Annotated in this window: 18 protein-coding genes; 9 read left to right on the forward strand and 9 right to left on the reverse strand. The window is 33.6% G+C overall.

Going from position 1 to position 22,287, the window contains the following annotated elements; genetic code table 11:
• Nucleotides 1-105 precede the first annotated feature (105 nt).
• Both HNQ90_RS11795 and HNQ90_RS11800 read left to right on the forward strand, forming a co-directional pair.
• Complete coding sequence (locus HNQ90_RS11795; RefSeq protein WP_144116121.1) at nt 106-936, forward strand: PIG-L family deacetylase; 831 nt, start codon at nt 106-108, stop codon at nt 934-936.
• 54 nt (nt 937-990) lie between these two features.
• Entirely contained in the window at nt 991-2,094 is a 1,104-nt protein-coding gene (locus HNQ90_RS11800; RefSeq protein ID WP_144116120.1) for an acyltransferase family protein, read from the forward strand.
• Between the two features lie 382 nt (nt 2,095-2,476).
• Here the strand turns inward: HNQ90_RS11800 and secDF are convergent, their stop codons facing one another.
• From secDF to HNQ90_RS11840, 8 genes are all read right to left on the reverse strand, one after another.
• A complete protein-coding gene (gene secDF, locus HNQ90_RS11805; protein ID WP_144116119.1) occupies nt 2,477-5,470 on the reverse strand; it encodes a protein translocase subunit SecDF in 2,994 nt (997 codons plus the stop codon).
• Between the two features lie 230 nt (nt 5,471-5,700).
• On the reverse strand, nt 5,701-6,312 hold the full coding sequence (locus HNQ90_RS11810) for a hypothetical protein (protein ID WP_144116118.1): 612 nt from the start codon (nt 6,310-6,312) through the stop codon (nt 5,701-5,703).
• 39 nt (nt 6,313-6,351) lie between these two features.
• Nucleotides 6,352-7,266: a SecDF P1 head subdomain-containing protein gene (locus tag HNQ90_RS11815; protein ID WP_144116117.1), complete on the reverse strand. Its 915-nt coding sequence runs from the start codon at nt 7,264-7,266 to the stop codon at nt 6,352-6,354.
• A 67-nt stretch (nt 7,267-7,333) separates the two neighbouring features.
• Entirely contained in the window at nt 7,334-8,260 is a 927-nt protein-coding gene (locus HNQ90_RS11820) for a malate dehydrogenase (RefSeq protein ID WP_144116116.1), read from the reverse strand.
• A 285-nt stretch (nt 8,261-8,545) separates the two neighbouring features.
• The gene (locus HNQ90_RS11825; protein WP_144116115.1) at nt 8,546-9,559 is read right to left on the reverse strand and encodes a DUF6588 family protein; all 1,014 of its coding nucleotides are present in this window, start codon (nt 9,557-9,559) and stop codon (nt 8,546-8,548) included.
• Between the two features lie 95 nt (nt 9,560-9,654).
• Nucleotides 9,655-12,201 (reverse strand): TonB-dependent receptor plug domain-containing protein, encoded by a 2,547-nt coding sequence (locus HNQ90_RS11830; RefSeq protein WP_144116114.1) that lies wholly within the window; start codon nt 12,199-12,201, stop codon nt 9,655-9,657.
• Nucleotides 12,188-13,102, reverse strand: coding sequence for a FecR family protein (locus HNQ90_RS11835; protein ID WP_144116113.1), 915 nt, complete (start codon nt 13,100-13,102; stop codon nt 12,188-12,190). Before HNQ90_RS11835 ends, HNQ90_RS11830 begins: the two co-directional genes overlap by 14 nt.
• Nucleotides 13,103-13,161: 59 nt before the next feature.
• Nucleotides 13,162-13,683 carry an RNA polymerase sigma factor gene (locus tag HNQ90_RS11840; RefSeq protein ID WP_144116112.1) on the reverse strand — a complete coding sequence of 174 codons (522 nt, stop codon included), beginning with the start codon at nt 13,681-13,683 and terminating at the stop codon, nt 13,162-13,164.
• Between the two features lie 201 nt (nt 13,684-13,884).
• On the opposite strand from HNQ90_RS11840, the gene HNQ90_RS11845 reads away from it, so the two are divergent.
• From HNQ90_RS11845 to HNQ90_RS11865, 5 genes are all read left to right on the forward strand, one after another.
• Nucleotides 13,885-14,937: a hypothetical protein gene (locus HNQ90_RS11845; protein WP_144116111.1), complete on the forward strand. Its 1,053-nt coding sequence runs from the start codon at nt 13,885-13,887 to the stop codon at nt 14,935-14,937.
• A gap of 86 nt (nt 14,938-15,023) precedes the next feature.
• Nucleotides 15,024-15,806 carry a membrane metalloprotease gene (locus tag HNQ90_RS11850; RefSeq protein ID WP_144116110.1) on the forward strand — a complete coding sequence of 261 codons (783 nt, stop codon included), beginning with the start codon at nt 15,024-15,026 and terminating at the stop codon, nt 15,804-15,806.
• A 31-nt stretch (nt 15,807-15,837) separates the two neighbouring features.
• On the forward strand, nt 15,838-16,422 hold the full coding sequence (locus HNQ90_RS11855) for a porin family protein (protein ID WP_144116109.1): 585 nt from the start codon (nt 15,838-15,840) through the stop codon (nt 16,420-16,422).
• 153 nt (nt 16,423-16,575) lie between these two features.
• The gene (locus HNQ90_RS11860) at nt 16,576-17,616 is read left to right on the forward strand and encodes a hypothetical protein (protein WP_144116108.1); all 1,041 of its coding nucleotides are present in this window, start codon (nt 16,576-16,578) and stop codon (nt 17,614-17,616) included.
• Between the two features lie 159 nt (nt 17,617-17,775).
• A complete protein-coding gene (locus HNQ90_RS11865; RefSeq protein WP_144116107.1) occupies nt 17,776-18,237 on the forward strand; it encodes a hypothetical protein in 462 nt (153 codons plus the stop codon).
• Between the two features lie 96 nt (nt 18,238-18,333).
• Here HNQ90_RS11865 and gyrB read toward each other — a convergent pair whose 3' ends face one another.
• Nucleotides 18,334-20,283, reverse strand: a complete 1,950-nt coding sequence (gene gyrB, locus HNQ90_RS11870; RefSeq protein ID WP_144116106.1) for a DNA topoisomerase (ATP-hydrolyzing) subunit B — start codon at nt 20,281-20,283, stop codon at nt 18,334-18,336.
• A 416-nt stretch (nt 20,284-20,699) separates the two neighbouring features.
• Here gyrB and HNQ90_RS11875 point away from each other — a divergent pair, with 416 nt between their 5' ends.
• Entirely contained in the window at nt 20,700-21,707 is a 1,008-nt protein-coding gene (locus tag HNQ90_RS11875) for a T9SS type A sorting domain-containing protein (RefSeq protein WP_144116105.1), read from the forward strand.
• A 312-nt stretch (nt 21,708-22,019) separates the two neighbouring features.
• Nucleotides 22,020-22,286, forward strand: coding sequence for an Asp-tRNA(Asn)/Glu-tRNA(Gln) amidotransferase subunit GatC (locus HNQ90_RS11880; RefSeq protein WP_172625846.1), 267 nt, complete (start codon nt 22,020-22,022; stop codon nt 22,284-22,286).
• The last annotated feature ends 1 nt before the right edge of the window (nt 22,287 follow it).

Raw genomic sequence — 22,287 nt, forward strand, 5'->3', positions numbered from 1 at the left:
TAAATTAAATGTTATAATTACATTTAATAAAAAATTATTACTTTAGGCACATTAAAGTTAGTATAGCTTTACACTGAATAATAAACCGCTACAATTTAATATATCATGAATAAACTACTCTCCATACTTTGTACCTTAATTATACTTGTTGCCTGCAAAAACAGCAGCAATAAAGAAGACGAGACCGAGGTAGTTTCCAATAAAACCAAGTCTTTAATGGCCATATTTGCGCATCCAGATGATGAGATTGTAATCTCCCCGTTGCTTACAAAATATGCAAATGAAGGCGTAACAATTAATTTAGTGTTTGTTACAGATGGCTCTAAAGGTGTTGCAGAACATGCCAATATACCAGTAGGAGATTCCCTTGCTAAAGTGCGCATGGAAGAGGCCTTGTGCGTTACAAAAACCTTGGGTATTAACCCACCTATTTTTTTGAAGTATACCGATGGCGATCTCGCTTTATATGAAAACTTATATGCCTTAGATGACAAAATTGATAGCTTATTTACTAAACACAACCCTAATGTTGTAATTACTTTTGGACCGGGTGGAGAATACGGGCATTCCGATCATAGGATAGTGAGTAATATTGTAACAGAAGTTTTTCAAAGAGAAGCATCGGAAACTCTAAACCACCTACTCTTTTATGGTTTTCCTAAAGAAGCGCAAGCGGATGACCTAAAATTAAAATCGAAAGTAGGTAATTGGTTTAATGAGAATTGGAAAACTACCCAAAAAAGATTTCTTACTCATAGAATTCCTTTTAACGAAAACGAATTAACCATAGCACATAAAGGGGCTAGTTGCCACAAATCTCAATACACTCCTGACACTATAGATGATTTATTTACTATAATGAAACAAACAGATAGCGCCATCTATTTAAGGTCCTGGAATGGATCTAAAACGTTAAAGGATAATATTTTCGATTAACCCAAAAGTATCTAAGTGTAAAACAAGTAGAACTAAATTAATTTAAAGCAACGCATGACTAATACTAAATCAAACAGACTTCTTTCTCTAGATACACTTCGCGGCTTTGATATGTTTTGGATTATAGGTGGACAGTCTTTATTTCTGGCGCTTAACGCGAAAACAGAATGGGCTTGGTTACAAAGCATGACCACGCAATTACATCATGCCGAATGGGAAGGTTTTCATGCCTTCGATCTTATATTTCCACTTTTTATGTTTATTTCTGGAGTGGCTATTCCGTACTCTGTATTTGGAAAACTAGAAAAGGGTACACAAAAATCGCAACTATACTTAAAAATTCTTAGAAGAGCGGTTATACTCATAATTCTGGGTATGGTTTACAATGGTGTATTAAGTTTTGAATTTGATAATTTAAGAGTGGCTAGCGTTTTAGGACAAATTGGACTTGCCTATTTAATAGCCGCAATTATAGCTATTAACCCCCAATCTTTTAAAGCTATTGCCATTTGGACAACAGGCATACTTGTGGGATATGGCATTTTACAATTATTTATTCCTGTTCCGGGGCATGGTGCTGGCATTTTAACTCCAGAAGGTAGCATTAATGGCTATATAGACCGATTGTTTTTACCAGGGCAGCTTTACGGAAAAGTATTTGATCCGGAAGGTATACTTTGTACCTTTTCTGCTTCTGCCATTATACTTATGGGAACTTTAGCTGGAATTACATTACGCTCTAAAAGCACAAAACCTTATGAAAAGATAACTAAGCTTACTAGCATTGGTGTGCTTTTAATAGTACTAGCATTGGTTTTAGATAATTGGTACCCAATAATAAAGTCTGTATGGACCTCCACATTCAACCTGTTAGCAGGAGGCATAAGTTTCCTTTTACTTGCTTTATTTTACTTAATTATTGATGTGTGGCAGCTCAAGAGATGGACCTTCTTTTTTAGAGTTATTGGTATGAATTCTATTATCATTTATATGGCTACGGTCTTAATTGATTTTAGACATACATCGCGGGTTGTATTTGGCGGGTTTGCCAATATTTTTGGCGATTATAGTGCGGTTGTACTTGTAATGGGCTTTATTTTTATAGAATGGTTATTTCTGTATTTCCTTTATAAAAAGAATGTTTTTCTTAAAGTTTAATGTTCCACTGGCCTATTGCATAACACTACAGCCTTTTTGTTAATTACATGGTGGTGCTTTTCTAGTATTATCGGCAAAAAGACTTGCTTTACTTTTAATGCACACGAACTTTAGCGGATAGTTGCGTTAGGGATTGAAACGGCATCCTTTTTAAAGCTTAAAACTTATACTTGGTGAATACTATAATTTAACAGATTACAACTTTACAGGCTCCTTTAAACAACAACTTTAAAAAGATATAGTGGAAAGCCCGACCCTTGTGGTAACGCCCAACTTCTCGATACCATTTTAGTTACCATCAAAATTACTCGAAGTGACGATATTCCATAAAAAAAGCCTGCTAACAAATGTTAACAGGCTCTTTTATAAAGAAAAATTTGAGTTAGTCGTTCTTCTTTTCCTTGTCTTCTAATTTATTTACAGAATCATACATTATTGGCGTTGCAATAAATAATGATGAATAGGTACCCACTACAACACCTACTATTAATGCATACATAAATCCTCTTATTGAATCGCCTCCAAAAATAAAGATGGCTAACAACACTACTAAAGTTGTTAATGAGGTATTTAATGTTCTACTTAATGTACTGCTTAATGATGCATTTACTACTTTATCGAATTTCCAGTTGGTGTGCTCGTTAAAGAATTCACGAATTCTATCGAATACAACCACGGTATCATTTAATGAGTAACCAATTACGGTTAGTATTGCTGCAATGAACGCTTGATTTATTTCCATATTAAACGGCATAAACTTGTACGTTAAAGAGAATACACCTAACACAAGTATAACATCGTGAAATACTGCTGCTACGGCTCCTAATGAATATTGCCATTTCTTGAAACGGAATAAGATGTATAGGAATACTACGATTAAAGATCCTAAAATTGCCCAGAATGATGCTTGTTTAATATCATCGGCAATGGTTGGTGTTACTTTGTAAGACTCTAATAAACCTACTTGCTTGTTCTCGTCGTTTAAATCGATAAATTGCTCGTAGCTTGTACCCTCTAAATGTGGAACTAAAGCTGTGTAAAGCGCTTTTCTGATTTCCTCATCGACTTGAGAACCCGACTCGTTTACTTTGTACTTAGTTGTTATTTTTAACTGGTTAGCATCTCCAAAAGTTTTTGCATCTGCACTACCAAATACATCTGGTTGTGATAATAGATCTGTAATTTCTGAAGCGCTAATGTCTTGCGCAAAACGTACTTGATACGTTCTACCTCCAACAAAATCGACACCTTGGTTTAACCCGTTAATAGCTAAAGATGCTAAACTTACAAGAATTAAAGCTCCTGAAATGATGTAGGCTACTTTACGTTTTGATAAAAACTCGATGTTGATGTTTCTGAAAAGGTTTTTAGTAAGTCCTGTTGAGAACTCTAATTTACCTCCACGGTTTGAATACCAATCGATTAATAATCTTGTTATGAAAATTGCCGTAAATAAAGATGTTGCAATACCTATTAATAATGTTGTTGCGAAACCTTTAATTGGCCCTGTACCAAAAACAAATAAGATTAATGCGGTTAAACCGGTTGTAATGTTGGCATCTAAGATTGAAGATAATGCATTACTAAACCCATCGCTAATAGCTTCTGCTTGTCCTTTACCTTTCGATAGTTCCTCTCGAATACGCTCGAAAATAAGTACGTTAGCATCCACCGACATACCAATGGTTAAAACGATACCCGCAATACCAGGTAATGTTAATACGGCTCCTAATCCTGATAAAATACCGAAGATTAATAAAAGGTTTAATAACATGGCGATATCTGCAAATGCTCCTGCTTTTCCGTAATAGAAAATCATCCATATTAATACTAAAGCCAATGCAATTAAGAATGACATTGTACCACTCTCTATAGCCTCTTTACCTAAAGATGGTCCTACAACCTCACTTTGAATAATATCTGCAGATGCTGGTAATTTACCGGCACGTAATACGTTTGCTAAATCGATAGCTTCGTTTAATGAAAAATCTCCAGAAATAGAAGAACTACCACCAGCAATTGGTCCTGTAGTTACTCCTGGTGCAGAATACACAACATCATCTAAAACAATAGCGATTTGGCTACCTTGTGCGTATGCTTTTCCAGTCATTTCTTCCCAGATTTTAGCACCTTTAGCATTCATTTGCATAGATACTTCAGATTTTCCTGTAGCACCAAATTGGTTTCTTGCATCGGTAACAACCGCTCCACTTAATTGTGGTACGTTTTCTCTGTTTCCTATTAATGCATATAAATCAACAAGCTCGCTACCTTTTTCTGGCTTACCAAAAACAAACTTAGTATAACGTTGGTCTGCTGGAAGTAATGCTCTTACTTGTGGCTTGTTTAAGTAATCTAATACTGTTTCTTTATCTTTAATTTCGAACTTAGCGATAATTGGTCCGCCTTGGTAACCAAGACCTCTAATTAATTTACCAAGTGGATTGTTAGTATCTACTGCTGTAGAATCTGTTTCTGCATCTCCTAATAAATCATCAATTTGATCGTTTTGTGCATTCTCTTCATCTTGTGGCTCAACCTCAGCAACATTATCTGCAACAACAAGATCTTTTAAAACCGCATTGGCTTGGTCTATAAATTGGTAAAATTGCTCACCTTTATAAGCATCCCAAAATTCTAATTGTGCTGTACTTTGTAATAATCCTGTAGCACGTTCTACATCCTTAACACCTGGTAACTCTACTAAAATACGACCAGAGTTTCCTAAACGTTGAATGTTTGGAGATGTTACACCAAACTCATCAATACGTTTACGTAACACCTCGAAAGCAGAAACGATAGACTCATCAATTTTAGTTTCGATAATGCTTTTTACATCACTATCAGACATACTTCCATCTATCTCACCATCTAACTCTCTAGTATAAAAGATATCTGGAGACGCTAATTTAGTATCGCCTTTAATAGCATCAAAAGCCGTAAAGAAATCTTCTAAATACGTGTTTTGACTATTTTTCTGTAGCTCTGAAGCATCTTCTAAAGCTTTATTAAAAACAGGATCTGTAGTGTTGTTTGCTAATCCTTTTAAGATATCTTTTACAGATACTTGAAGAATAACGTTAATACCACCTTTTAAATCTAAACCAAGATTCATGGCTTTTTGCTTCACTTCATTATAAGTGAATTTCGCAACACCAATATTATAAACGGTATCTGTTCCTTTTTCTTGAAGATAGTTAGCCTCTTCTTGACTACGAAGTGCACGATAATCTGGTTCTGACTCAGATATTTTGTTAATCGCAACTTCTTGTGCTTCTTTTTCAACTGAATTTGCTGTGAATGTGAATGATAATTGGTAAAGACTTACCAAACCAAACAAAATAGCAAATAGTTTTACTAATCCTTTGTTTTGCATTGTTATACTTTTTACGTCAAATTTTTAAACCTGAATATTTCAGGGCGAGCAAATATAGAATTTACTACAGGATTTGACAATTTTATTTTTTTGAATATGATTTTAATGAATTCGTTAGTATTAACGCTTGTTATAACTTGAATTCTAAGCTGTGAAGTACGTATTAAATAGACTACATTTCTTTTTAAAAGTCACCATAGAAACTTTACAAGAAACAAGTTATTAACGTTTTAGCATTTGGGTCCTGCCCTAACCTCGGGAATAGTGTGTAACGGACTGCTTAATTGAATAGCAACCTCTCTACGATTTATATAAGCAACCTGTAAAAGGTTTTCCTGATATGAATAAGCTAAATAACCAACACTTAAAAAATTAGGATCTAAAAAACGGTCGCTTTTAACTTTAACTTCTAAGCTTATTGCTCCATCGAAATCCCAACCAGAATCCTGTCCTTTATGTATTTCGTAAACATCAAGATAATAACTAACATCTGAATCGTTAAATGGAAATTGAGATGAATTCTTATCTTGAGTGGTAAGCTTAAGCGATAATTGGCTTTCTTTAGCTAGCGTTTGCTTAATATGGGTAATATCGGCATCACTGTAATAGGTGATTTTTAATGTACCATTAGCTTTAGAAAGTACTTGTATTTTTTGAGCGCCTAAATCTTGCAATTGAAGTGTTAAAGCAGCAACAGTTTTTTCGGTTTGATAAGTTGTTAAATCGGCATCCTGAAATTGAAGTACAATTTCTTGATTAGCCACCACCATTTGTTGTTGGGAAACAGCACCAAATAAGGTAAGACTAAAAATTAATATACTAATACACCATCTTGCAATCATGCACCAAATATAAAGAAATTATTATCATTTTGAAGTAATCTAATTATTTACCCGATTTAGCTTAGGTATTTTTCCTTTAGAAGACAATATAATTGCTAAATCATGAGCTTCTTCTATGGTGAAATTCCCACTAATCTCCGATCTCCCTCCTTTAATTGCTCCTGCAGCAACACCTGGAGCAGTGTATACTAAATCATTAATAGTAATGGCTATAAAAGTACTATTTAGAAAGGCATTTTCCGTAATTCTTTCCCAAGTTAAAGCCCCTTTATCATTCATTGCTATAGCTACAACAGGTCTACCAATAGGTCCAAAACTATGCATTGCATCCGTTATAGACGCACCCGTAAGAGGCGGTCTTCCATCTCTATTGGACTTTGCTGCATACAAAGGATGATGCCCGATCTCATCTGCAACTCCCCATAAAAACTTAACATTCAGGAAATCTTCAGGAATAAGAAACCTTACTTCTTTATTTCCTAGCATCTTATTTACAGACGCTGTATCTTCTGCTTTAAATTGAAAAACTATTGGTCCTCCTGGATAGCCCTGAGATGCTATTTTACTCAATAGAGGCTGCACTTGAATGCTATCCTCTAGAGTAGTATCCATGAAAAACTCATTAACATCTATCATAAAATCATGAAAATCGTTTCCTTTAAATAATTCCCAAAACTCTAATTTTCCTTGATTAAGGATTAAACTATTTAAACGTATTGAATCTAAATTAATAGCCTTAACATTTATATGTAATCTATCTCCTTTTTGATTTGTAATAGAGTTTTCAACCCCATAACTATCGAGCCTTTTCTTTAAAACTTTTATCGTTTCTAAGATATTTCTCTGAGATGTTTTATTTTCAAATTCATAAGTAAAAGAATACTCTTTCTTTTCTTTGAAAACATTACAGGAAGTAACAATGAGTATTAAAATTAGGTATGCGATTTTTTTCATAAGCACAAAATAAAAAAAGGCTATCATTAAAAATGATAGCCCAAATATATTTAAAAAGAAGTTATTACTATAACTCTAATAATCCATTAGTCTTTTTAACACCTTCTGCACTAGCTTGCATATGTGCTTTTTCAGCATCGCTTAATGGAATATCAACAATACTTTCAATACCGTTTCTTCCTAAAATTACAGGAACTCCAATACAGATATCGTTTAAACCATATTCACCTTCTAAAAATGTAGAACAAGGGAACATTTTCTTTTGGTCGCAAGCAATAGCTTGAACTAAACCACTTACAGCAGCTCCTGGCGCATACCAAGCAGAAGTTCCTAATAAACCTGTTAATGTTGCTCCACCTACTTTAGTATCTGCAGCTACTTGCTCTAAACGTTCTTCGCTTAAAAACTCAGAAACTCTAATACTGTTTCTTGTTGCATGACTTGTTAATGGCACCATACCTTTATCGCTATGACCTCCTATAACCATACCATCGATATCGCTAATTGGCGCTTCCATAGCTTCAGCTAATCTGTACTTAAAACGTGCAGAATCTAAAGCACCACCCATTCCAATAATTCTGTTTTTAGGGATGTTTAAAGATTTATGCGCTAAATACGTCATAGTATCCATTGGGTTACTTACCACAATAAGCACCATGTTTGGAGAATGCTCAAGTAAGCTAGTTGATACCGCTTTTACAATACCAGCATTAATACCAATTAATTCTTCGCGAGTCATTCCTGGTTTACGAGGAATTCCAGAAGTAATTACACAAATGTCACTATTTGCCGTTTTGCTGTAATCGTTTGTTACACCTGTTATTTTTGTATCAAAACCATTTAAAGATGCACATTGCATTAAATCCATGGCTTTACCTTCAGCATAACCTTCTTTAATGTCTAACAATACAACTTCTGATGCAAAATCTTTAATAGCAATATACTCAGCACAACTTGCTCCTACTGCTCCTGCTCCAACTACGGTAACTTTCATAATATTTATTTTAATTAGTGTTTTATTTGTTTAAATCGTTGTTCAAAATTCGGGATATAATAGCATGAATAACATGACTATCGTCATAAACCTTATTAATTTTCAAGATTATAGCAAATAAAAGCTTACCAAAAATAAAATTGATTTGGCCTGAAAATTAACTACCGCTAAATTACAAATTAAAACGCTGTAAACGAAAAAAGCACAAGATAAAATCTTGTGCTTTTTTTAAAACAAAAATTAAATATAACTAACTAAAAATTAACTTTCTTTTGATGTGACTTCCTAACGGAAACCAAAATTAACACCTACAGAAAACGAGTCGAATTCCGATACATGGTATTCTGCATTAAGTCTGAAAAAACCTAACTTTAATTTTGTTCCTATAGTACCTCTAACAGCTGCAACATCGCTTGATATTGAAAACGGATCTACAATTGGATCTGATGACACAGGTCCGTTAGTTACAATATAGGTACCTAACAAATCAGATTCTGAGGTTCCTTTAATATAGCCTAAACCACCATAAAAATTTATTACTGGTAATTTGGTAGATGCTATTAATTGAAACAACCAGGTGTTTGTATTGTTTTCTATACTTTGATCGTTACCATCAATTCCTGACGATTCTGTTAAATCGTAAGCAGCATCAATATGTGTATAAGCCACTAAACCTGAAACTGCCACTGGCAACAATTTATCTGCTGGCAACCAATTGGTAAACTCTACTTGTAAACCACCACCATACATGCTTAATGAAACATCGTCGGTTTCTATTTTAGGAACAAAACGTCCTTTTATTTCAATACCTTTTCCTAAACCTAAAGCGCCTTGTAAAAATGCGGTAGGCAATAAATTACCACTACCTTCACCTATACCTGATGGCAATTCAATTCTTTCTGTTTGATTACCAAATATTGGATCATCATATTCAACTTCAACAAAAACCGCTGGATCATTTTCTCCTAAAACAGAAGCAACCATTTGTGACGACGGTCCTGTTTCAAAAGAAACATTTTGATAATCGTCTGTATTTAAATTAAACATTTTATTTTCATCTTTCACCGAAGCCGCATTAACAATAACAGAAATCTCGAAACCGCCTAAAGGTTTAGCAACTGCTGTATTAAACCAGTTGGCATTCATACTATGCATTAAGCCATTAGTTCCTGGTGCTAAATAATCGTTAGCAAAACGTTCGGCATCTTCAACACCGGCGGCTAATAAAGCATCAATATCTTGTGCTTTTGAAGTAATTGTTACAAAACAGAGTAACATAAGTAAGGATACTTTTTTCATCTTTCAATATTAATTTGGTTTTACAAACATAGAAAAAAAAATTACAGAATATGTCATTTTATCGAAAAAAAATGTACTTAAACGGATTTTTTATTCTAAAAATTACATCTAAAGCTAATATTTGGGGTAAGCCCTAGCGATTTATTTTCAATTTTAATCGCTGCATCAGCATTGTTTGGATCTACCTCATAGTAGGTATTTATAATATTCTTTCTATTTAATAAATTAATAACGCCTATTCTTACTGAAGATTTTACAGTTTTTATAGCGTTAAAAGAATAACTAAGCGAAGCATCTAAACGGATAAAATCATCTTGATTTTCACCATTAGGGGTATCATAATTCACATAAATATTATTACCGTCCTGAACGGTTTCATTAGCCTCTACTGGTTTTGTAAAGGGTTGTCCAGAACGCCAAATACCTCCTGCAGATACTTTTAAATTTTTAATTACATCATAATTTAATGCTAACGAAACAGAATGCCGTATATCTACATTATTAGGAAATATAGATGGTGTAAGCGTTTTAAATTCATAATCATTTATGCTGTAGGTATAACTTAACCAAGTACTATATTTTGCTGCTGTTTTATTAATTAGAAACTCAACACCTTTCGCATCATAGCTTCCTGTAGCATTTAAATATTGAAAATTATTGTAAAACCCTTGATTAGAAACCGTAATACCATCGACCGTTTTGTAAAAACCTTCAACATCTACAATCAAATTATTATGACTATACTCAAAACCAAAAGCGGCTTGTTTACTTTCTGAAATAGGGATAGATTCATTATTAGCCAAAATCCATCTTCGGTTTTCCACCCCTAAAAAATCATCTTGAAAATCAATTATTTGAGTAGCCGATTGGTTTTTAAACTCACCTTGCAGTTTTAAAGCAAATTGGTTTGATAACTTTTGCCTCACATTTAAACGCGGCTCAATAAGAAGCTTATTAAACTTTTGAAAATAATTACCCCTTACTCCTATTCTTAAATACGTATTGTCTTTATTATATTCTATTTCGCCAAAAATCGCATGATTTAGTAGAACATCTTTTTTAGTTTTATTGTAGGCAGGCGCACTTACCTCTGTACTATTTAAAATACCTATTTCACTAAATTGATAACCATTTAATACATTAAAAGCGTCATTAATTTTAAAATTAGTTTTTAGTTTTATACCTGTTTCTAAAACCTCGTTTGCTTGGGTTAATTTTTGATCTGTTTCTATTCTGTAATCCACCGCATCCACATTATATTTAGAATAGAAAGCTGTAAAATCTGTTGAAAATCGCGAAGTCCATTTACCGTTCCAACTCGCCCCAAAACCTAAATTTTCTTGTTTTAAATTACTTGTTTTAGCTTCAGACTGATTCTCACTATTGGTGAAACTTTCTGTATAATCTAAATTATTATATATGCCAATTACGTTAGCTCTAACTTTATGATTTTCATTTAAATCGAAAAGCAGTTTTGCTGTATAATCGTAAAACACAAAATCTGACGACCGATTACTCTCGGTTATATTATCGCTATTGGTTGTGAGTTCGCTATCTTGAAAACTTCGCTCAAAATAATTATCATACGTAGGTGTATTTAACATATCTGTAAACGAACGCCTGCCAGAAATATGAAGTGCTAATTTTTTACTCAATGGTATTTTAAGAAACGCATCGGCATGAATTAAATTTGCTCCAAATCCGCCCGAAACCTTATCGTCTATTTTATTTTTAGTAGACATAGTTATGGTGCTTGAAACCCCATCGCTAAACTCGCTAGATGTTCCGTTTTTTGTAACCACAACCTTATCGGTTAAATAAGGATTATAGGCAGAAATGAGTCCGAAAAAATGCCCCGAATGATACATTTTAATATGATCCCAAAGTATTAAATTTTGGTCGTTAGTACCGCCACGAACATTAATATTAGCAATACTTTCGTCTACACTTTCAACACCGGGTAAAGCTTGAATGGATTGTAGAATATCCGGTTCTATTAGCCCTGGAAGAATTCCGAATTTCTCAGTATTTAAAACCGTGCTTCCATCAATATACTTTTGCAAACCAGTAGTTAAATACTTTTCAATTAATATTTGATTTAAAGCTTCATTCTGCTCAACCATAGCTATAGTTTTACAGTCTTCATTTAAAAAAAGCAACTCTTTTACAGCTAACACTTGTGCTTTAAAACCCAAAAAGGAGATTATTAATTGCTCATTTATGCCTACATTTTCAAGCCGAAATGCGCCATCATCATTTGCTATAACACCTTTAGTGGTATTTTGTATTAAAACTGAAGCCCCAAAAAGTGGTTCTTTATCAGTTTCAGAAATTAAAACCCCACAAACAGTTACTTTTTTTTCTATTGTAGAAATCGTTATGTAACGCTCGTTTAAAAACTTAAAATTAAGAATGGTTTCTTTATTAAGATGTTTAATAATAGTTTCTAGAGCATCTGTTTCTTGAGGTTTATTAACCAAAATCGAGCTAATTTCATTTAGCGAATACGAAAACTTAACATCAAACTTTCCCTCTAAATTTACAATAAGATTGGATAGTTCTATTTTTTCTTGAGCCTGTATAGCAAAAGAAAAACTAAACACCATTAAAAGTAAAGCGACTAAAGGTTTATTTAGATTCATAGTTATAAAACTCCACTTTTTTACCGTTTATTTTATAGCTTAACTTTAAAGGAATAGTTACAGATTGTAACGCTATATTTTTATCGGAATGCGTAAAACTACCTGAAAACAACTCCGATGTATTAACACCTTCTGTATTAATTTGAATATCGTATTGCGCTTCCAACTCAGCAATAACTTGCCAAAGTGGTACATTATCAAAACTAGATTCTTTGGCTAACCACGACGGGCTTTTGGCGTTAAAATCTTTAATATCTACAACCTCACCATCAACTACTCTAAAGGTTTTACCCGGTTTTAAAATAACTTCACCTTGATTACTTGTAACACTTACAGAACCTTCATAACAGGCAACTTCAAAATACTTATCGCGTTGCTTTACATTAAACTGAGTACCTAGCACTTGTATAAATCCGGCGCTGGTTTGCACTGTAAATTTCTCGCCCTTGGTTACCTTAAAAAAGGCTTCTCCTTTTAACTCAAGAGACCTGTTAGATGCCCATTCTTTTTTGTTATACGATAATTTAGACTGTGCATTTAATATAACCTCGGAGTCATCAGGTAAATTAAAAGTTTCAGTTTGGGCTATTTGCGTTTCAAAGGAGTTTACATTATTAAAGAATAGAAAATAAGACGATGTTAATAGCACCACCAAAACAGCAGCAATTTTCATAAACGTTTTAAAGTTTAAAGAAATTACCTTAGGCGCTTCCTTAACAAAGGTCCTTTTCTTAAAGTCTGCCAACGCTTGTTCTGCATTTACTTTTGGTGCTTCTAATTGTTTAGCATAAAACCCTGTTTTTTCTAAAACCGAAAAATCTTCGTCTGGATACAAGTTCTTAATCTCTTCGGCAGACAGCTCTCCGTTAAACCACCTTAATATGTCTTGTTCTTTATTCATTTTTGTGATGCTTTTCAATATTAAGACACCTATATATTAGTTTACCCTAACGTTTAAGTTCAAAATTTTACTTCTTCAATCTTATTACGCAGTATTTTTAGAGCGCCAGACATCCGTTTTTCAACGGTTTTTTGAGAAACTCCAAGTATTTCGGCTATTTCTCTATATTTTTTATCTTCTATTCTATTCAATAAAAAAACTTCTCGCTGCTCGTTACTTAAATCGGCAATTACGCTTTGTAACTTCATTTTAAATTCATCTTCCTCTAACAAATATTCCGGACTTAAATCCGTTCTATCCATATAAGGTGCTTCTTTTGCGTAACTCATAACCACCTTGTTATGTCGTATAGTATTTAAAAATAAATTATTGACTGTAGTAAATAAATATGTTTTTGCTTTTGTAAAATCTATTTTAGAACAGTTTTCCCATATTTTTGCAAAAGCATCTTGCACTAAATCTAATGAAGCAGCAGAATCGCCACATTTATAAAATGCAAAATTATTAACAGACTGAATATGTTTTAAATAAAAAGAGTTGAAGCTAGACTCTTCACATAAATTAGGTTTGGGGCCGCTCATATATTTAAGATCATTTATTTGAAACAAAAATATAACAAAATAAACTAACAGATAACACATTAATAAATAGTGAGTTATATTTTATTTCAAATTATTTTAAAAAAAACAGTAGGGTAATTTATAAGTTAAGAGTCTTATATACAGAAAGCGTAAAAAATCGCTATGAAAAAGAAATTTATAAATATCCAAAAAATTAAAATCATGAAACATTTAAAATTTTTAACTGCAACCCTAATAGTATCTATTTTATCCTTTACCTCATGTCAAGATGAAATTGATAGCGAAAACGGAAACCGAGAAAACACAAATAGCGCAGCATCGCCAACTGCAAATAATTTAGAACGCTCCTCTATGTACGATGGTAGTTTTGATGATTTTTTAGATGGCGTATCTTGTTCATCTATATTACTACCCGTTACTGCAACAATCAACAATACCGAAATTACAATCATTAACGAATCTCAATACAACTTAGTTTTAAATATTCTTGGAGAATTTACTAATGACGATGATAGTATTGAACTTCAATTCCCTTTCTCGGTAAGACTTAGTAATTATACCGAAGTGGAAATAACAAATCAAACGGAGTATGATGCCGTTATAAACGCTTGCGAAACTGCCGAAAATGAGCTTAAAAACGCCATTAACTGTATAGACATTAATTTCCCTATAACCATTTTAACTTTCGATTTAAACGTGGAGCAAACAGGAAGTATTGTTATAGAATCTGAACAACAATTATATACCTACATGAACAACTTTGATGACAATACATTGTTTTCTGTAAACTATCCAATTACAGCTACTTTAAATAACGACACTGTTATTGAAATTACTAGCGATATGGATTTACAGGCTAGTATTACCGAATGTTTAGGTACAGATGAAACGATGGCTGAAGCCGAAGAAAATGCTCTTGAGTTAGAGGCTATTTTATTAGAAAGTAAGTTTAAAGTAGAATCTCTTGTCTCTGCTGGTGTAGATTCTGCTAACGAATTTGCCGATTACACCATAGATTTTGCAAACAATTTAACTTGTACTGCAGAAAATACAGTAAACGCAACTATCCAAGATATTGAAGGCACTTACGAAGTTGCTTCAGAACTTGAAGTATTCTTATCCTTAACTTTTTCTGGGAATGCAACATTTGAATTATTAAATAACACTTGGGAAGTAACAAGCTATTCAAACAACACAATTAGCCTACAAAGCTCAACAAATACCGCAATAACTCTAGTACTAAATAAAATCTAAAACTAGACAAGTATTTGTTGCGTATGTTATGGTAAAGCAGCTACCTTCTCCCAAAGGGTAGCTGTTTTTAACAAAAAAATTATAAAATGAAATATAGAGCATTAATAGTAATTGTAGTTTTAACCCTCGTTTTTGGATGTTCTAAAGACGAATCTAGCACAACTGAAGAAGATCAAATTTTTAACATTGATAAAAATTTAAACCGCCAAACAACTGGAAGTTCGGCAAACGATTTGTTATCGGACGCTGCTTTTAAAAGCATGGTTATAGAATTAGTTTATGTTGAAGGTTTTGAACCGAACCAAACTACTATTGATAATTTTATTTCATTTTTAAATAACAGAACATTTAAACCAAATGGCATAACCGTTGAAAAACGAGAAATCGCATCTCCTGGTAAAGACACTTATACTATTAACGACATTGCAGATATAGAAAAAGCAGAACGCACGCTATATAACACTGTCGATAAAATTGCGGTTTGGGCCCTTTTTATTGATGGTAAATCCGATAAAGATTCTGGCTCTAGTGTTGTATTAGGAACAGCTTATTGGAACACGTCTTTTGTTATTTTTGAAGAAACCCTTCATGGTTTTAGCAACAGTACTTTTGAACCAAATAGAGCCTTGCTAGAAACCACAGTTATTAATCATGAATTCGGGCATATTTTAGGACTTACCAATTTAGGAAGCACCATGCAAGAAGATCATGAAGACGAAGAACACGAAAAACATTGCAATGAAGAAAGCTGTTTAATGTATTGGGCTGCAGAATCTGGCGCAAACATTTCAAACATGGTAAATATGAGTGCCGCACCTCAACTAGATGCGCAATGTATTGCCGATTTACAGGCCAACGGCGGTAAATAAAACATTTTATTCACACTTAAATTTTAATATAATGAGAACTAAATTTATAACTTTAGTAGTAACCCTATGTGCTATTTTTAGCATAAACGCACAAGACAAACACACCTCTAACACAGGTATAAAACTAGGATACAACCTTGCAGCCGTTAGTTTTGATGGCGAAACAGAAACCGGACAACGCCATAGTTTTCAGGGAGGGTTTTATTCTGAATCCTTTTTAAATCAAGCTGTAGCCTTACAAATTGAGCTATTATACTCGCAACAAGGCTACGAGCTAAAAGATGACGGTGGCACATTCACCCAAAAATTAGATTATATCAACCTACCCTTAATGCTTAAAATATATCCAATTAATAGTTTCTTTTTAGAAGCTGGACCTCAAGTTGGCTATGCTATTTCTCATAAAGAAGAATTTGATAGTAGCTTTGGCTTCTTTGATACTACCCAAGAGTTTGAACCTAATAGTTTTGATTATGGTGTTAATGTTGGTGCTGGTTTTAAAACTGATTCTGGTTTTAACATAGGCGCTAGATATACCCATGGCTTAGGTGAAATATATGAAGACAATTCGCCTCAAAATAGAGTACTTCAATTTTATTTAGGTTTTAACTTTTAAACAAACTAATGCTTATCTCAATTGTTTTTTAACAAAATAACCGATTGATAATCTGACACTTAAACTCAACAATAAAATTATTTAAAAAAAACCAAAACCGACCTAATTTCAATTTCGTAGGTATTGGTACAAAACAAAAAAAACACATTTATTATGAAACCATTAAAATCAAAACAATTTTTAGCAACAATAGCCCTAACATCAGTATTAGCATTCTCTTGTAGTAATGATGACGATGATAACAACATGGATATGGGCCCAACTAGCTCTACCACGATTTACGCATCAAACAATTCCGATGGTAACGTTACTATATACGATGTAACCGATTCGGCAAATATTACAACAAAAACATTAATTACATCATCTACGGCTGCCGATGGTATTTACTTTGATAGCAACTCCGATGCTGTAATTCAAGCATCTCGATCTGGTTTAGGTCTTGAAGGGTTTACAAACATCTCTGCGCTTTTAAATAATGCTACTGTAAATGCAGACCTTAACGGAACTAACGATATGTCTAGCCCTAGAGAACTTGCCGTTAACGGAAACACATATGTTGTTGCAGATAATGCCGATGTAGATGGCGACGCAAATACACCAGATGGTAAATTATTTATCTATACGCGTAGTGGAAATTCTTTTACTCTTAGAAACACCATTACAACCGATTTTAAACTTTGGGGTATCACCTTTAAAGACAATGATTTATATGCTGTTGTAGATGCAACAAACGAACTTGCCGTTTATACAGATTTTGCATCTAACACAAGCGATGCTACTTTAAGTGCTTCTAAAAGAATTGTTATAGAAGGTATTGTTAGAACTCATGGTTTAACCTACGATAGCGCTTCAGATGTTATGGTAATGACGGATATTGCTGCTGCTACCAACGGACAAGATGATGGTGCTTTTCATATTATAGAAAACTTTACAAGTAAATTTAACAGTACTGCAAACGGGGCAACCTTAGCTGCATCACAACAAACAAGAGTATCTGGAGCTGCAACGCTATTAGGTAACCCTGTAGATGTTGCTTACGATGCCGATACGCAAACTGTATTTATTGCCGAAGCCGGTAATGGTGGTGGTAGAATTTTAGCCTTTAACAACATAGGTTCTGGCGGAAACATTACACCTGCATTTAATAACAGTTTAGCTTCAGCATCTTCAGTATTTATTTCTAAAAACTAAAATATTAATTAGATTAATCCTCACTAAAGAGCACTTTCTAGTGCTCTTTTTTATTTAATATAATATCTATTAAAAAAAAGCGTAGGGTAAACTATTTGTTAGGTGTCTTATTAATGAAAGCTCAAATAGAGCAAATTAATAACTTTAAAATTATACGTCATGAAAATATTTAAAACATTAGTATTCATTTTAATTATCAGTTTTTCATTTACAATACAGGCTCAAGAAGTTGAAACTGAAAACAAAACGACTGTAGATAAAAAATCATACTACCAAAAGCGCGCTGCAGAAGACGCTAAATTCGAACAGCAGTTTAAAGCAGAAAATGAAGAAGAAAGCGAAGACTTTTGGCAAGAACAAAAAGCTTACGAAAAAGAATTAAAGAAAAAAGACAGACAAGCCTACAAGGCTTATATGAAAGGTAAAAGAGATGCCTATGCAGAGCATTATGAGCATTGCGATAACCATTGTCATCATAACGCACATTACTACTCACACGCATCGTTTTACTATTACGGATACGACGGGTATTATTATAACAGACAACCACAAAGAAGAAGCACAATAAACACCCGAGTAAGTTTGGGTGCACCAAGAGTACGCGTAGGTTTAGGAATATAAAATTGTATTTGGATTAGTCAAAATTTGCCCCAATACCTACCAATAAAAATGCCGCTTAAATTAAGCGGCATTTTTCATTATATATGTATCGATGTTTTATGCATCAATATTTGCATAAATAGCATTCTTTTCAATAAACTCTCTACGAGGTGGCACTTCGTCACCCATTAACATAGAGAAAATTCTATCGGCTTCGGTTCCGTTATCAATTTGTACTAAACGCATCGTTCTAAACTCAGGATTCATAGTAGTATCCCAAAGTTGAGATGCATTCATTTCCCCAAGACCTTTATAACGTTGTATTTTAGATCCATCTCCAAATTCCGAAACGATTTCATCGCGTTCAGCATCAGACCAAGCATATTGTTTTTTAGCACCACGTTTTACTAAGTATAAAGGCGGTGTTGCAATATAAATATGTCCGTTTTCAATTAATTCCTTCATATATCTAAAGAAGAACGTTAAGATTAACGTTGCAATGTGACTACCATCAATATCGGCATCACACATTATCACTACTTTATGATATCTTAATTTAGAAAGATTTAAAGCTTTACTATCCTCTTCTGTACCAATAGTGACACCTAAGGCAGTAAAGATATTTTTAATCTCTTCGTTTTCAAAAACCTTGTGCGTCATCGCTTTTTCAACATTCAAAATCTTACCACGTAATGGCAAAATAGCTTGAAATGCTCTATCACGACCTTGTTTTGCAGTTCCACCCGCCGAATCTCCCTCAACAAGAAATACTTCACATTTTGTAGGATCCTGCTCAGAACAGTCACTTAATTTCCCAGGTAAACCACCAATACTCATTACCGTTTTACGCTGTACCATATCACGCGCTTTTTGCGCTGCATGACGAGCCTGTGCTGCTAATATTACTTTCTGTACAATAATTTTAGCATCATCTGGGTGTTCCTCCAAATAATCGGTTAGCATTTCAGAAACGGCTTGACTTACCGATGCCGAAACTTCTCTATTTCCTAATTTGGTTTTAGTTTGCCCTTCAAATTGAGGCTCTTGTACTTTTACCGATATAATAGCAGTTAATCCCTCACGGAAATCATCACCTGCAATATCAAACTTTAAGTTTTTTAATAAGCCAGATTCATCAGCATACTTTTTTAAAGTATGTGTTAAACCACGACGGAAACCAGATAAATGCGTTCCACCTTCGTGCGTATTAATATTATTAACGTAAGAGTGTAAATTTTCAGCGTAAGATGTGTTATAAATCATAGCAACCTCAACCGGCACACCATTCTTTTCACCTTCAAAAGCAATAACATCTTTCATTAAAGGCTCACGAGTTGCATCTAAATACTTGATAAACTCTTTTAAACCTTCATCAGAATGAAATGTTTCACCCTCAAACTCGCCATCTTCTTTTTTAGATCGTTTATCAATTAAATGAACCGTAATCCCTTTATTTAAAAACGCTAATTCACGTAAACGACTAGCAAGCGTATCGTAACTATACTCTAAAGTTTGCGTAAAAATGGTAGGATCTGGCTTAAAAGTAACTGTGGTTCCTCTTTTTTCCGTTTCACCAATTTGTTTAACAGGATATAAGGCTTTACCGCGCTCATATTCTTGCTCCCAAATTTCACCTTTTCTGTAAACCGTAGCTTTTAAACTAACCGATAAAGCATTCACACAACTTACACCAACACCGTGCAGTCCACCAGAAACCTTATAAGAATCTTTATCAAACTTACCACCGGCTCCAATTTTAGTCATTACAACCTCAAGTGCAGATACGCCTTCTTTTTTGTGTAAATCTACAGGAATACCACGACCATCATCTTCGGTAGTAATCGAGTTATCTTCATTAATAATTACTGTAATATTATTACAATGTCCAGCTAAAGCCTCATCAATCGAGTTATCAACTACCTCGTAAACTAAATGGTGTAAACCACGAACTCCTACGTCTCCAATATACATGGAAGGACGCATACGTACGTGCTCCATACCCTCTAATGCCTGAATACTATCAGCCGAATAATTATGCTCGTTAAAAGCCTCTTTCTCTTCGCTCATATTATTTATTTCTATAATTATTTAATTTTTAAAAACACCACAAATTTTTTTTCTGTAAAACACAAAAAATAATAATTCTGTTTCAATAAAATATCTGCATAAAAAAAGACGCCTTATAGCATCCTTCTGAATACAAACAAATATACGAATTTATTAGGCTTTTAAAAAGCTTTTTAGCGCACCTAAACAATAGTTATCAACAATTGTTAATTATCTAAAAGTCGCTTAAATCGACTAAAAACAGTCTTAAAACAGATTTTCGTACTTTTTAACCAAGTAAATTTTACAAAAAAAGCAAAACCGCCTATAACAAGCTAAAATTACCTTTATTTAAACCTAAAATACGTAGCATTTAAGCACATGTTTTAGTATTTTCGTACTACATTTAATACAGCTAACTATTAACTCTTAATTTTATGAAAACAAAACTACTCATTTTAGCTTGCTTTTACACCGTTTTAAGCTTTGGACAATCGGTTTCAACATATCACAGTGCACCAAACACGAATTTCACCCTTTTGGGCCCTGCAACAGGCATGGACCAAACAGCTACTGGTGCTAATGCTAACTGGACTCTAACTAATTTTACCCAAGGAAACACCTATGTGGATACCTATACAGCACCAACAGCGTCAGAATTATCAACCTATCCAGGTACAACCAACGTGCTTAGTATCATTAATGAAGCTAACACGTCAAACCCTAATCAATTCTTTTTAGCAGAAAACGGTTCAGGATCTGCCATTACAGGTATTTCTCAAGGCGATATCGAATTAAATTACAGTACAAACAATGCTTTTATTGGTATGTTTCCAATGAGCTTTGGTACAAATAACTCGGGACCAGTATCGGGTACTTTCTCTTTTCAAGGCACTAACGGAACATTTACAGGAACCTTCTCTGCATCTATTGAAGCCTACGGCACATTAACAGTAGGAACAACATACAGCGAGACTGTTACACGCATGCGCGTAGATCAAAGTTTAAGCTTTAGCGTTCCTCCAATTTTAAACAACGTAGGTACGCTAACCCAAACTGTATATTACTACTTTAACAATACAACAAACAACTTAGATTTTAGATATAGCTATACCAATATTGTTTCTGCTGCTTTAAATATAGACCAGACCTCCGAATCTTTCGAGTTTAACACCACAGATAACACGCTATCTAGCAACGATTTTAATTTAGCTGCCATTACAAAATTATACCCAAATCCTGCACAAAATGCAATAAGCGTTAACATACCAAATAGCGAAACTGTTAAATCCTTTTTAATTTACGATAACCAAGGGCGAATCGTGTCTGCCCGAAGCGAGCACCATAACAATATTGATATAAGCAACCTGAATACTGGTCTATATTTCCTGAATATTCAAACCAATTCCGGGAAGGTTTTTAATAAAAAGTTTGTTAAAAACTAAAAGATCGTTTTAACCTAAAACTAAAAATTAGTGCAGATTACTGCAAGACTATTTACGTAACTTTAAGTTTCTTAATAATCTCATAATTAAGCTTAGGATATTCATTAAAATAGTGTATAGTCTATTTATTCTGCATATATTTGGGCGCATTAAAATAACAATGACAAATAATAACAATAATAATAATTTCAATAATCCTAATTTATAGGGTCCGGAAGGTTATTGTTTAAAAATATATAAAGCCTTCCTTATTTTGGAAGGCTTTTTTTATAGATACAGTTTGTAGTGTATCTCAACTTAAAATTAAAAGACATGAGTAAAATTATGACAGTCGACGTATTGTCGAGTATTAAAGGAGCGCAACCATCGGAAGCGGTTAACAAACTATTTGAAGTTATTAAAAATGCCAATACAGCAAATACAAACACCTCTAATAATCATAATAACGCCGTGTCTTTAAACGATTTAAGAGACGATGTGGTTATAGATAGTTCGGCTACCGAAAAACAAATCATCATCGAAAACTTTCCAAAAGAAAAAAACGGCTATTTAGTAGTTTCTAAAGTTATAGAAGAATAAT

This window comes from Algibacter amylolyticus (assembly GCF_014202225.1).
In the GTDB taxonomy this organism is placed as follows: domain Bacteria; phylum Bacteroidota; class Bacteroidia; order Flavobacteriales; family Flavobacteriaceae; genus Algibacter_B; species Algibacter_B amylolyticus.

Coding starts and splice junctions, on each gene's coding strand:
- HNQ90_RS11795 (WP_144116121.1), top strand. CDS start 106: ATGAATAAACTACTCTCCATACTTTGTACCTTAATTATACTTGTTGCC.
- HNQ90_RS11800 (WP_144116120.1), top strand. CDS start 991: ATGACTAATACTAAATCAAACAGACTTCTTTCTCTAGATACACTTCGC.
- secDF (WP_144116119.1), bottom strand. CDS start 5,470: ATGCAAAACAAAGGATTAGTAAAACTATTTGCTATTTTGTTTGGTTTG.
- HNQ90_RS11810 (WP_144116118.1), bottom strand. CDS start 6,312: ATGATTGCAAGATGGTGTATTAGTATATTAATTTTTAGTCTTACCTTA.
- HNQ90_RS11815 (WP_144116117.1), bottom strand. CDS start 7,266: ATGAAAAAAATCGCATACCTAATTTTAATACTCATTGTTACTTCCTGT.
- HNQ90_RS11820 (WP_144116116.1), bottom strand. CDS start 8,260: ATGAAAGTTACCGTAGTTGGAGCAGGAGCAGTAGGAGCAAGTTGTGCT.
- HNQ90_RS11825 (WP_144116115.1), bottom strand. CDS start 9,559: ATGAAAAAAGTATCCTTACTTATGTTACTCTGTTTTGTAACAATTACT.
- HNQ90_RS11830 (WP_144116114.1), bottom strand. CDS start 12,201: ATGAATCTAAATAAACCTTTAGTCGCTTTACTTTTAATGGTGTTTAGT.
- HNQ90_RS11835 (WP_144116113.1), bottom strand. CDS start 13,102: ATGAATAAAGAACAAGACATATTAAGGTGGTTTAACGGAGAGCTGTCT.
- HNQ90_RS11840 (WP_144116112.1), bottom strand. CDS start 13,683: ATGAGCGGCCCCAAACCTAATTTATGTGAAGAGTCTAGCTTCAACTCT.
- HNQ90_RS11845 (WP_144116111.1), top strand. CDS start 13,885: ATGAAACATTTAAAATTTTTAACTGCAACCCTAATAGTATCTATTTTA.
- HNQ90_RS11850 (WP_144116110.1), top strand. CDS start 15,024: ATGAAATATAGAGCATTAATAGTAATTGTAGTTTTAACCCTCGTTTTT.
- HNQ90_RS11855 (WP_144116109.1), top strand. CDS start 15,838: ATGAGAACTAAATTTATAACTTTAGTAGTAACCCTATGTGCTATTTTT.
- HNQ90_RS11860 (WP_144116108.1), top strand. CDS start 16,576: ATGAAACCATTAAAATCAAAACAATTTTTAGCAACAATAGCCCTAACA.
- HNQ90_RS11865 (WP_144116107.1), top strand. CDS start 17,776: ATGAAAATATTTAAAACATTAGTATTCATTTTAATTATCAGTTTTTCA.
- gyrB (WP_144116106.1), bottom strand. CDS start 20,283: ATGAGCGAAGAGAAAGAGGCTTTTAACGAGCATAATTATTCGGCTGAT.
- HNQ90_RS11875 (WP_144116105.1), top strand. CDS start 20,700: ATGAAAACAAAACTACTCATTTTAGCTTGCTTTTACACCGTTTTAAGC.
- HNQ90_RS11880 (WP_172625846.1), top strand. CDS start 22,020: ATGAGTAAAATTATGACAGTCGACGTATTGTCGAGTATTAAAGGAGCG.